Here is an 11,784-nt window from a genome sequence, read left to right as displayed (position 1 = left end):
GGCGAGTTTCACGCTTTCCGCGAGATCATCGACGGCATCGTCGCGGACGCATTTCGCGAAGGTGGGCTGGCCGGCCATGCCGACCGCCGCGGCGCCGCCGAGGCGGTCTATGCACTGATCTACGGGCTGACCGAGTTGGCGGCCACGCTGCCGGCTGACGAGTATCACGCGGCGCTGGCCTCGGCCAGGCAGCTGATCAAAGGCACCCTGCTCGCAGGGGCTACGCGGGGATAGCCCCCCGCAATCGGCCTCCTGCGTGGCCGCACCTTGATATGATCAAGCGATTGATTATAAGGTCGAGGCCACGGAGAGGAACGCGAGGCCGTGACCGAGACCGTTGGCCAGGCACTTGATGTCGATGCGCTGCGACGCAAGTACGCCGAAGAACGCGCGCGGCGTATCCGCGCGGACGGCATCGCGCAGTACGTCGAGATGGCGGGCGCGTTCGCCCGATATGCCGAAGACCCGTGGTCGGACGGGAACCTGGTCCGCGAGCCGCTCACCGACGAGGTGGACGTCGCCATCGTCGGCGCCGGATTCGGCGGGCTGTTGACCGGCGCGCGGCTTCGACAGCTGGGCGTCACAAGCGTGCGGCTGATCGACCGGGCGGCCGACGTGGGCGGCACCTGGTATTGGAACCGCTATCCCGGAATCGCTTGTGACGTCGAGTCGTACGTGTACATGCCCCTGCTCGAGGAGCTGGGCTACACCCCCACCGAAAAGTATGCGAAGGGCCCGGAGATCTTCGCGCATTGCCGGCGCATCGCCGAGCACTTCGATCTCTACCCTGACGCCTGCCTGCAGACCGATGTGCGGGAAATCCGTTGGGATTCCGACGAATCGCGCTGGATCATCCGCACCAACCGGAACGACGAAATGCGCGCCAGGTTTGTCTCCATGGCCAACGGCTATCAGGCCAAACCGAAGTTGCCGGGCATCGACGGACTCGGCGCTTTCGGTGGGCATGCGTTCCATACCAGCCGATGGGATTACGCCTACACCGGTGAGCAGCTGCAGAATCTGGCCGACAAGCGCGTCGGCATCATCGGAACCGGCGCCACGGCGATCCAGTGCGTACCGCACCTCGCCGCGGCCGCCCAGCGGCTCTACGTCTTTCAGCGCACGCCGTCCTCGGTGGACGTCCGGGCCAACCGGGCCACCGATCCGCAGTGGGCCAGTACCTTGCGGCCCGGGTGGCAGCGTGAGCGGATACAGAACTTTCAGATCCTCACCGCCGGAGGCCAAGCCGAGCAGGACCTGGTCGCCGACGCCTGGACCAGCATCACGCGCAAGTTGCCCGTCATGCGTCAGGATGCAGACGGCCTCGCCGATCCCGAACAGCGCAGTCGCGATATCGAGCTGGCCGATTTCGCCAAAATGGACGAGATCCGGGCGCGCGTCGCGGCGATCGTCTGCGATCCCGCCACCGCCGAGGCGCTCAAACCGTGGTACGGATACTTCTGCAAGCGGCCCTGCTTCCACGACGAGTACCTGCAGACGTTCAACCGGGACAATGTCACCCTGGTCGATACCCGGGGTCGCGGGGTGCAGCGCATCACCGAAACCGGCGTGGTGGTCGACGGCGTGGTCTACGAACTCGACTGTCTCATCTTCGCAACGGGTTTCGAGGTGGGCACCGACTACTGCCGCCGCACCGGATTCGAGCTGATCGGCCGTGACGGTGTGACGCTCACCGAACACTGGGACGATGGCGTGCGCACCTTTCAAGGCCTGTGTACGACCGGATTCCCGAATTGCTTCATCGAAAGCATCGCCCAGGCGGGGCTGACGGTGAACTTTCCCTACTTGCTCGATGTGCAGGCCGGCCACGTCGCCTGGATCATCGCGACCGCACTCGCGGAAGGCATCACCGAAATCGAAGCCGCACCCGCCGCCGAAGCCGCCTGGGTCGACACGGTGGTGGCCCGATCGGTCGCGAGTGCCGAGCGCGCCAAGACGTGTACGCCCGGCTACTACAACCGGGAAGGCAAGGCCGACGCCAAGACTCGGCAGGGCAGCTTCTTCTTCGGCGCGCCCACCGAATACGCCGACATTTTGCAGCAGTGGCGGGCGGACGGGAACCTGGAAGGCCTGCTGGTCCGCCGGTCCGGGGATGGACCGTGACAAGCCGAAAAGCCCGATCGCTCTACGCCATCGGGCGGATGCGGGCGGCGACCCGGCGTCGGCGCGGACCGAAGGTGGCCATTATCGGGGCCGGCTTCGGCGGGCTGGGCGCGGCCGTCGCGCTGCGTCGCGCGGGCATAGACGATCTGGTGATCATCGAGGGCAGCGACGGTGTGGGCGGCACCTGGCGACGCAACACCTACCCAGGCGCCGCCTGCGACATCCAGAGCCATCTGTACTCGTTTTCCTTCGCCCCCAACAAATCCTGGAGCCGTACCTATGCGCGGCAGGCCGAAATACTGGCCTACCTCGAATCGGTGGCCGACGATTTCGACCTGCGTCGCCATCTGCTGCTCGACACCACGGCGCGCTGTGTGCGCTGGGACCCGCATGCCGGGGTATGGCACTGCGAGCTCACGCGGAACGGGCAAGGTGCCATCCTGATCGCCGACGTCGTCGTCTGTGCGGTGGGCCTGTTCGGTTCGGCCAAGCTCCCCGATATCGACGGGCTGAGCGACTTCGGCGGCGCGGTGCTGCACACCGCGCAATGGGATCATGACCTCGATCTGGCCGGCCGAAGCGTCGCGGTCATCGGCACCGGCGCCAGCGGGGTACAGCTCGTGCCCGAGCTGGCGAAGATCGCCGGGCAGGTCACCGTCTTCCAACGCACTCCGCCATGGATGGTACCCAAGGACGACCGCCCGTATAGCGCAACCGAATTGGCCCGCTTCAAACGCAACGTCCTGGCGTTGCGCCGAACCCGCTGGCAGATCTGGAAGTTTCAGCACGACAACACCGCGACCTTCGCCGACGACCCCGTGGTGACGGCGCGCACCCAGATCGCGACGTCATTCCTGGAGCGCACGGTCGACGACGAGCCGCTGCGCCGGGCGCTGACACCGGACTATCCGTTCCGGTGTAAACGGGTGCTGCTGGGCGATGACTATTACCGGGCCTTGCAGCGCGACAACGTCGAACTGGTCACCGAACCCATCGCGCGCATCGGCCGGACTTCGGTGATCACCTCGGCGGGCACCGAAGTCGACATCGACGCGATCGTGCTGGCCACCGGTTTCGAGACGTCCCGGTACCTCTCCGGCATCGACGTCGTCGGCGCCGGCGGACTCCGGTTGCACCAGCACTGGGGCGATGACCCGTCCGCCTACCTGGGGGTCGCGGTCAGCGGATTCCCCAATTTCTTCATGCTCTACGGCCCTAACACCAACCAGGGCGGCAACTCCATCGTCTACATCCTCGAGGCCGGGGCGCGACTGGTCGCCAGCGCAGTGAGCCGCCTGGCGCGCCGCGGCGGATACCTCGACGTGCGACCGGAGGCCGAAAAGCGGTACAACGACGCACTTTCCGCGGACCTGGAGCGCACCATCTGGACGCAGTGCGACAGCTACTTCCGGTCGCCGTCCGGCCGAATCGTCACCCAATGGCCCTATACCGAACTGGAGTACGCACGCCGGACCTGGCGGCTGCGGCCACGGGAGTGGAGCCACGGCGCGATGCGTGATGGTGCCGACCTGACGAAAGTCGGCATCGGCGCCGGGGATTAGCCAAAGCGAGTCCCGCGCCCCCGCCTAGAAGCCGCGCTACCTCGTCTAGCCGCCGGCGGCCACCCTGGCCCGTTCGGTCATCGAGGCGATCACGCCACCGTCGTTGAGAATGTCGGTGCCGGTGAGGTATCCCGCCCTCTCGCTGGCGCAGAAGGCGAGCAGCTCGGCCATCTCCTCCGGCTTACCCCACCGCGGGACGGCGGCGTTGGCAACCATCGCGCCCGCGCCCGCCTGCTCCTCGAGCCTGCCCATCTCGGTGTCGGTCGACCCCGGCGACACCGAGACGATGCGCAACCCGCGGGTGGTGAATCGCTCCGCTTGCGACTGGCTGTACCACTTCACAAAGGTCTTGCTCACGGCGTAGGCGATACCCGACCGCGCTTCCTCGGGAGCAATGCTGCACGCCGCCAACATGGCGTCCATGAACGCGTCAGTGTCCTTCAGCGCCTGGGGAAATTGGTCTGCTGGAACAATTTCCGCCGGCAGCATGTGCGCCGCCATCGACGCCACGTTGACGATCGCCGCGCCTTCGCCGGCGACCGCGAAGAATTCCTCATTGACGTTGACGGTGCCGACCGCGTTGGTCCGCACGATGTAGCCGGCAGCACCCATGCTCGGGCTGACCCCCGCGGTGTGGATGACGGAGACGATGGTCCCCAGGTTGTTGGCGGTCCCGAGCAGGTCGGCGACGGCGCGCCGATCGGTCACGTCGCAGTCGACGACCGTCGGAGCGATCCCGAGGTCTTGCAGGGTTGTGGCCGCGGCGGCCAGCCGGTCCTGCCTGACGTCGCAAAGCACCACGGCGTGGTCGCGGCCCACGATTTTCGCTGTGGCCAGCCCCATGCCGCCCGCGCCGCCGGTGATCACCGACACTCGATTCATACCTGGGACCGTATACGCAGCGCAATTCCGGGCGATGGCGGGTTACTCCATGGCCTCGGCCAAGGCGATGTGCCCCTGGAAGCCAAGCGAATTCGCCATGTTCCGGTAGCGGTCGCGGTGGTCGCGATATGCGGCTTCGTCGCCCTGCGCCTGGGCCACGGCTGCCCGCATCGATAGCAGCCAGAGATCGTGCAGGACGAATCCCGGTTCGATCGGAAGAGCCGCGAGCCGGTCGATGGCAGCTTGCGCTTCCAGCAGGTCCGCCGGGCGGCCTCTGCGCACCAGCGCCTTCACCAGCGCCGCGGTGGTGGCCCCGACAATCACGTGCTCAGGCCTCGCGTATTGGTCCTCGACGCTAGGGCGCAACAGCTCGATCGCGCCGTCGGGGTCGCCGGTGCGCAACTTCTCGTTGGCGACAAAGTAGTTCACCAGCGTGGCCGCTCCCATAGTGAACCGTTCCTGCAGCGCGGCCTCGCGGGCGGCGGCGAGCAGGGCGAAAGCCTCTTCGCGGCGGGTCGGGTCGTGGACCACGAGGGCGACACCGTGGACGTACTGGGCGCAGGCCAGGGTGAGATCGTCGCCGGATCGCTCCGCGATCTCCAGCATCTCGGTCGTCTCCCGCACTGAGGCGGCATCCGGCAACCAGACCCCGAGCGGAATCAGGTTGTACTTGAACAGCAACATGATCGCGCGCAGGGAGGGTTCGAACGCGCGGACCATTTGCAGGGCTTGATCGACGTCGGTCTTCCAGTCCGGGTCGCCGAGGAGGCAACGCGTACAACCCCGAAGCATGATCGCTCCCGTGAGCGGGGAACCGATGATCAGGTTGCCCTTGGTGGCGTCACCGTCGGCCAGCTCGATCGTCCGTTGCGCGATGCGGATGGTTTCGGTCAACTCGGCGCGCTGCATCTTCGCGGGCATCGCCGCATAGAGCAGCCCGAGGATCAACGTCGGGTCGCCGATCGAGTCGAGCAGGTCCTCGAGTTCGGAAGCCAACCGCCCGGCTTCGTCGAATCGGGCGTGCACGATCAGTGCAGGCAGCCATCCGGCCATGGCCATCGCCAGCGAAACTTTGTCGCCGGCCGCGGTGGCAAGGTCGCGCAGTTCTTCGAACCCGGTGTCGGCCATGGTGCCGCCGGTCAGCCACGCGCTCGCGCACAACAGCGTCCGCGGGTTGATTCGCAATGCCTCGCGGTCGGCGTCGTTTTCGGGCAGGCGGTCCGCGACATCGCGCGCGTGCCGCCAACTTGCCCGTGCCGCGGCGAGATCACGGTGGGTCAACCAGGTTCCCGCGCGCATGTACCAGTCGAACGCTGCGCGGAGATTGCCCGCCGCTTTCAGGTGTTCGGCGATCATTGCGGCGTTTTCGTCCGACGACTCCGGATCACGCTGCTCGATCAGTGCGGCTAGCCGACGGTGCAATTCGTCTCGATCCGACTTCAGTTGCGACTCGTAGGCGACGAAGCGGATCAGGGGATGCCGAAACGCGTACTCGATCCTCGGGGTGAAGCCGACCTGATCGATCAGCTCGCCCCTGACGAGCTCATCGAGGACCGGGTCGACGCCCAGGGCGGTCACCAGGTCCGGGCTGAACCGTGACCCGATCACGGCGGCGGCGCAGAGCGTGCGTTTGGCCGCGAAGCTGAGACGGTCGATGCGGGCGGCGATGACGGCGTGCAATGTGGGTGGGGCCGTGACGTCGGCGACCTCACCGACGAGTTGGTAGCAGCCGCGCTCCCCGCGAATGGATCCGCGCTCCGCAAGGTCGCGCACGATCTCCTCGGCGAAAAACGGGTTACCGCAGGCACGTTCGGAGATCACCTCGGCGAGCCCCCGCGTTGAGGCATCGGTGCCTAGCAATTCGCTTATCAGCTCCACCGTTTGCGCGGTGTTCAACGGCCGTAGCGCGATTGTCTGAGCGCCGGGGATCGTGGCCAGCGCGCCCTGGTACTCGGGGCGGTAGGTGATCAGCATCATCGAGCGGGTCTGCCTGATCACCGTCAGGAAGTCGGCCAGCATCGACTCGCTGACCTCGTCCATCCAATGGGCGTCCTCGATGACATACAGCGCTGACCCACGGCGATTCACCCACGCGGCAGTGACCAAAGCCGTGAGCCGGCGCCGCCGGGCGTCGCCCTCGATGTTGGGCGCCGCTACCGCAAGGTCCGCGATCCCGAGCAGGTCGGCGAGGAGCCAGAGATCCTCAGCGTCGGCATCGGGAAAGCGGGATTCCAGCTGCGCCCTGGCGGTCTCGCTGCCAAGCTCCTCGAGCCCGAGCGCGGCGCGCAACAGCCCTGTCACCGCGTGGAAGGGAATATCGCTGGTATGGGATTCGCAGAACGTTGTAATGACATCCATGCCACGGCATTTCGCCAATGCCATCGATTCGCGAACTGTGCGGCTTTTGCCGATGCCGGGCGGTCCGACGACACCGATGAGGCATCCTGCCCCAGTGATTGCCTCATCGAGGATCCCGGCGATGGTGTTGAGTTCCCACGTTCGCCCGACCAACTGCGGGTCTTTCCTGTGGCGCTGTTCGCTTTTCGCGGCGATCAAACGGCGAGCCGCCACCGCATCCCGCACGCCCTTGATGTGCACCATCTCCGGCTCGGACAGGGTCGCGGCATCCTCGACCAACCGCGCCGTTGACTCGCTGAGCATCACCCCGCCCGGGGGCGAGATCGATTCCATCCGCTGCGCCATTCCGACCTGCTCGCCTATCGCGGTGTAGCCCAAAGCACCCGAACCAATTTCGCCGGCAATTACCTGGCCCGAATTCAGGCCTACCCGCAGCCGCAGCTCGACCGCGTCTTTGAGCGCGAGCTCACCCGCGATGCGCCCCGCCTGGTCCTGGATGCCCAGCGCCGCCAGGCATGCGCGAAAAGCGTGGTCTTCCAACGCAACCGGCGCTCCAAACACTGCCATGATGCCGTCGCCGGTAAACTTGTCCACCCTGCCGCCGAATCGTTGGACCACCGCCGCTGCGCGTTCGACGAGTTCGCCCATGATCTCGCGCAGCCGTTCGGCGCCCACCGCAGCGGCGATATCCATCGAGCGCACGACGTCGGCGAACAGTACCGTCACTTGCTTGTATTCGGCCGGCTTGGGCGAAATCGCCGTCGGTGCACCGCACTCATCGCAGAACTTTGCGGTGGCGCGCAGCGTTATGCCACACGCCGAACACGCTGCTTCCGCCGCCGTCATATGAGCACCACCGTTTCGGGCCGCACGCCCAGTCGCTAAGGATAGGCCCCCCGCCGGGCCGAAGCGTGGGTATTGCCCGTTTGCTGGCGCCGGCGCTACGCGGGGTGGATGGGGTGTTGCGCGTTGTGGTGGGGGTGACCGCTGTGCCGAATGGCCGTGCCGAAGAACGGCGCCCTCAGCGTGGCGGCGATGTGGCGCCGGTTGATGACCAGCCCGGCGATGGCCACCGCTGTGTAGACACCGCAGAGCAGCAGCCGCCCCTCTGTCGAGAAGATCGGGAACTGAACCACGAACAACCCGAGTAGGGTGCACGCGGTCGCCCGGTGGAACCGCAGCGCCAGGATCAGCGCCACGCCCATCATCGTTTGGGTGGCGGTGAGCAGCACCTCCTCCACCTGGCGGGAATCCAGGAGCAGGGAGAACCCGCCCCCGCCCAGCAGGTGCGCGATCGGCAATGACCCGACCAGCAGGGTCCACTGATTGACCTTGGAGGAGATCAGGGTGGCGACGGCCGCCGTGCCCTTGCCCCTGGCGGCGAAGATGGTCGCGATGATGAATTCCGGTGCCTCGGAGGCCAGCGGCGCCAGCCATTGCACCAGCAGGAAGCGATTGACGCCGAGTTCGGCGCCGGCGGCGACCAGATTGTCGGCAAACGGCTTGGCGCACAGCAGGATCACCGCGCCCGACACCAAGAACAGACCGATTACCGCGCCGCGCCGCCTGCCGTCGGGCAGGTCGCCCAGCGCGGCGGCGGTGCCGATCAGGTCGGGCTCTTCGACCTCACCGTGGCTGATCTTGTAGAGGTAGAACCCGAACCAGGCCAGCAACGCCAGCCCCAGCCCCAACTGGATCTGGCCGCTGGCCGGTATCACGAACGCGAGGACGCCGGCGATCAACAGGAATCCGAGTTCGACCCGGTTTGCTGGGTCCAGCGTCAAACCGGTGGGCTTCGCCGAGCCGGACTTGCGCGCGACCAGGATGCTCACCAGCACCACGACCGGCCAACCCAGACCCATCAACAACCGGTTGGACCCCGTCATGTTGGCGGCGGCGTATTGCGCGTAATCCGCGTTGTGACCGGATACGAACGCGTAGTAAAGGTCGACGGCGTATTCGGGCAGCACCGCGATCAGGGCGAGCACCGCCGTGGCCAGTCCGCCGGAGACATCGATCTGCGCGGCCTCGGCTGCCCACGCCAGCAAGAAGCTGGCCGCCACCACCGCTGCCCCGAAGATCAGCAAGGCGAGCACCGCGCCCACATTCAGTCCGGCGCTGCGGACGACGACGGCCGGGACGACGAATGCGCCGGTGATCAATCCAGAACGGCTCAGTGTGCGACGCCGCCAGCTTGCCGTGGTCGAGACGGTGGCTGCGGGCCTGTCTGTGGCGAGCATCGTCATCCTTCGCGGGGTGGCGACCGGGTGGTTACTTGACTCGGTTGCCGTGGCGAACCGGTTACCCAAGCTACCCGCGGCGGGCACGGTCAGCAACGCACCGGGTGCGCCATGAAGCCGTATCCGCGGGCCTATATTTGCTGTACAGAGCACTACACACCAAGAGTTGGGCCGTCCTGATTTCGAACTTCGGCAAACCTCGCCACATCTGGTAGGACGCACAGCGAACGGTCGCGGTTCCCCTCGTGTTCCTACGCGTCCGGGGCCATGGCCGCGGCGGTGGCCTGGGCGAACAGCTCAACAGCCTGATTGCGGTCCAGCGAGGCCAGCAGTTGCGCGGCGGCGCGCATGGTGTCGCCCACTAGCAGGGTAGGGCCGTTGCCGAGGTTCTCGAATGCCTCGGCGATGACGTCGGACACGGCTGCGGCATCCGACGGGACCTCGTCGGGGGACGCGATCTGGCCGCGGCTGTATTCGAGTTCGCGCAGTGCCGGTGTGTTGGTCTTGCCCAGGATGAGGCCCAAGACGTGCACACCCTTGTCGTGCAGTTCGGCCCACAGCGCCTCGGCGAAGACCATGTCGAACGCCTTCGAGGCGCCGTAGGCGACCATGTTCGGTCCGCCGACCAGCCCAGCGCCGGAGCCGAAGATGACGATGCCGCCGCTGCCTCGCGCGACCATCGCGGGCGCGAAATGGTGGCACAGCTGCATGGGCACCATGCAGTTGCGCTGCACCATTGCTTCGGCGGCATCGATGGGATTGGCAAGGAACGGTTTGAAGTCGGGATCGGCGCCGGCGCAGTACACGAGCGTGCCGATCTCCAGGTCACCGGTTGCCTCGGCGACCGCCGCGGCCGCGCCGGGTTGGGCCAGATCAATTGCGACGGTGCGGGTTTGCACAGACGTCTTGGTCTCGATGTCGGCCGCGACGCGATCCAGAACGGCATGCCTGCGGGCCAGCAGTACCACGTTGACGCCGCGCTCGGCGAGCTGTTCGGCGAACGCCGCACCCACACCATCAGAGGCGCCGGCCACCAGCGCCCACGGCCCGTACTGCGCGGCGAATGTCATCTATCCGCCACCGACCGTGGTGATGCGGACCTGGGTGTAGCGCCGGCGGGCGATGCGCCACCCGACCGGGGTGCGGACCATGTCGTCGTCGTAGAAACCGATGGCATTGACCCCGGAGTTGTTGTCGCCGGCCATGATCAGGCCGTCGATGTACGTGCGTGCAGTCGCGGTGTCGCCGTCGAGCGTGATGGCCTGGTTGGACAGCCGGTGCAGCGTGTGCCCAGCCAGGGCGTGCACCTGCTCCATGAAGTCGGTCACCGCATCGACGCCGCTCCAGGTCCCGATCTCGCCGTAGTCCAGCTGGCAGTCGTCGGTGAAGACGGTGCGAAACAGCGGCCAGTCGCGCCGGTCGATCCCGGTCGCATAGCGCACCAGCAGTTCGCTGATGTCTTGCCGGTCATCGCGTTCGCTCACTGGGCGTCTCGATTCGGGCGGACGACGATCCGGGGCGGCCCGTCGGACCTGCGGGCCTGGGCGAGGGCATCGGGCACCTCGTCGAGGCCGATGATCTTGCCGATGCTCGGCAGCGGATCCAGCCGGCCCGCCACGATTGCGTCGAGTGTGCCGTACCAGTCCTGCGGGTGCGGGCCACCGCCGAACTGAATGGTCACACCCTGGCGGGTGGCGGTGGTGATGTCGAGGGTGTCGCCGGTGTACCAGCCGCCCGCGCAGTAGATGCGCGTGCCCATTTCGGCCGATTCGACCAACTTCTGAATCAGCCCGGACGCGCCCACGCATTCGAATACGACCGCCGGCCCGGGCAATCCGCGTTGCGCGCGTATCTCGTTGAACGCGTCGAACGGGGATTTGTCCTTCGGATCGACGAGGATGTGCGCGCCGAAGCGGTCACGGGCCAGCTGGCGCCGGTCGGATTTGTAGTCGGCGACGACGATGGGCTCAACGCCGCGGCCGGCCAGGGCCGCGACGGCCGAGAGACCGATCGCTCCGGCTCCGATGACGATGGGGATCTCTCCGTGTTGCAGTTGCGCCGAGCGCACGTAGAACTCGCCGACGGCGAACGCGTCGGTCAATGCCACGGCGTCGCTGGACACCTCGCCGGGGACGGGCTTGGCCGCGACCTCCGAAACCACCAGCAGCTCAGCGAAACTGCCCTGGGCGTCGGGATGCTGACCGATGATGCGCATTCCGCCGGCGCCGCCGTCGATTAGGCGCACCGGCATGGCCGTCACCCGGGCGCCGACGTCGAACTCGTCGGTGCAGCCGGGTCCGTGTCCGACAACCTCGCCGACGAATTCGTGGCCGAGCACGGTGTCGCGCTCGGTGTCATACAGCGAGCGGCCGGTCGGGTCATCGATGGCGAGTTCGGGATGATCCATGAAGTGCACGTCGGACGCGCAGATTGCGGTGCTCAGCGTACGCAGCAACAACTCACCCGGACCCGGCTCGGGGTCCTGCGTCTCGCGAACCTGTAACAGGCCGTCCCTCAACACCACCGCGCGCAATATCTAACTTTCTCGAATAATCGATATAAGATCTCGAATGTTCGTCCAACTGTAGAAACGCCGTCGCAAGGGAGTCAAGCGATTC

The 11,784-nt window shown here is 66.6% G+C and carries 8 protein-coding genes and 1 pseudogene; 3 read left to right on the top strand and 6 right to left on the bottom strand.

Annotated features, from left to right (window positions below):
* The 3 genes and pseudogenes from A5686_RS27580 to A5686_RS08525 all read left to right on the top strand — a co-directional run.
* Window positions 1-234: pseudogene (locus A5686_RS27580) on the top strand (TetR/AcrR family transcriptional regulator); the annotation flags it as partial.
* Between the two features lie 90 nt (window positions 235-324).
* Window positions 325-2,124 carry an NAD(P)/FAD-dependent oxidoreductase gene (locus tag A5686_RS08530; RefSeq protein ID WP_067933012.1) on the top strand — a complete coding sequence of 600 codons (1,800 nt, stop codon included), beginning with the start codon at window positions 325-327 and terminating at the stop codon, window positions 2,122-2,124.
* A gap of 38 nt (window positions 2,125-2,162) precedes the next feature.
* Window positions 2,163-3,686, top strand: a complete 1,524-nt coding sequence (locus A5686_RS08525) for an NAD(P)/FAD-dependent oxidoreductase (protein WP_197520518.1) — start codon at window positions 2,163-2,165, stop codon at window positions 3,684-3,686.
* 45 nt (window positions 3,687-3,731) lie between these two features.
* On the opposite strand, the gene A5686_RS08520 is transcribed toward A5686_RS08525, so the two are convergent.
* The 6 genes from A5686_RS08520 to A5686_RS08495 form a co-directional block, all read right to left on the bottom strand.
* Window positions 3,732-4,568 (bottom strand): SDR family oxidoreductase, encoded by an 837-nt coding sequence (locus tag A5686_RS08520; protein ID WP_082947536.1) that lies wholly within the window; start codon window positions 4,566-4,568, stop codon window positions 3,732-3,734.
* Between the two features lie 42 nt (window positions 4,569-4,610).
* Window positions 4,611-7,772, bottom strand: coding sequence for an adenylate/guanylate cyclase domain-containing protein (locus A5686_RS08515; protein WP_067933008.1), 3,162 nt, complete (start codon window positions 7,770-7,772; stop codon window positions 4,611-4,613).
* A gap of 95 nt (window positions 7,773-7,867) precedes the next feature.
* On the bottom strand, window positions 7,868-9,172 hold the full coding sequence (locus A5686_RS08510) for a sodium:proton exchanger (RefSeq protein WP_082947535.1): 1,305 nt from the start codon (window positions 9,170-9,172) through the stop codon (window positions 7,868-7,870).
* A gap of 245 nt (window positions 9,173-9,417) precedes the next feature.
* Window positions 9,418-10,236: an SDR family NAD(P)-dependent oxidoreductase gene (locus A5686_RS08505; protein WP_067933006.1), complete on the bottom strand. Its 819-nt coding sequence runs from the start codon at window positions 10,234-10,236 to the stop codon at window positions 9,418-9,420.
* The gene (locus A5686_RS08500) at window positions 10,237-10,650 is read right to left on the bottom strand and encodes a nuclear transport factor 2 family protein (protein WP_067933003.1); all 414 of its coding nucleotides are present in this window, start codon (window positions 10,648-10,650) and stop codon (window positions 10,237-10,239) included.
* Complete coding sequence (locus tag A5686_RS08495) at window positions 10,647-11,690, bottom strand: zinc-binding dehydrogenase (protein WP_067933001.1); 1,044 nt, start codon at window positions 11,688-11,690, stop codon at window positions 10,647-10,649. Before A5686_RS08495 ends, A5686_RS08500 begins: the two co-directional genes overlap by 4 nt.
* Window positions 11,691-11,784: the final 94 nt, after the last annotated feature.

The organism is Mycobacterium sp. E2479 (assembly GCF_001667925.1).
Lineage (GTDB): Bacteria > Actinomycetota > Actinomycetes > Mycobacteriales > Mycobacteriaceae > Mycobacterium.
Note: the sequence above shows the minus strand (reverse complement) of the source record. Positions and strands in the feature narration are given on the sequence as shown.

Excerpts from the sequence above, each read along its gene's own strand:
- A5686_RS08520 (WP_082947536.1), bottom strand. The coding sequence starts at position 4,568 with ATGAATCGAGTGTCGGTGATCACCGGCGGCGCGGGCGGCATGGGGCTG.
- A5686_RS08515 (WP_067933008.1), bottom strand. The coding sequence starts at position 7,772 with ATGACGGCGGCGGAAGCAGCGTGTTCGGCGTGTGGCATAACGCTGCGC.
- A5686_RS08510 (WP_082947535.1), bottom strand. The coding sequence starts at position 9,172 with ATGACGATGCTCGCCACAGACAGGCCCGCAGCCACCGTCTCGACCACG.
- A5686_RS08505 (WP_067933006.1), bottom strand. The coding sequence starts at position 10,236 with ATGACATTCGCCGCGCAGTACGGGCCGTGGGCGCTGGTGGCCGGCGCC.
- A5686_RS08525 (WP_197520518.1), top strand. The coding sequence starts at position 2,163 with ATGCGGGCGGCGACCCGGCGTCGGCGCGGACCGAAGGTGGCCATTATC.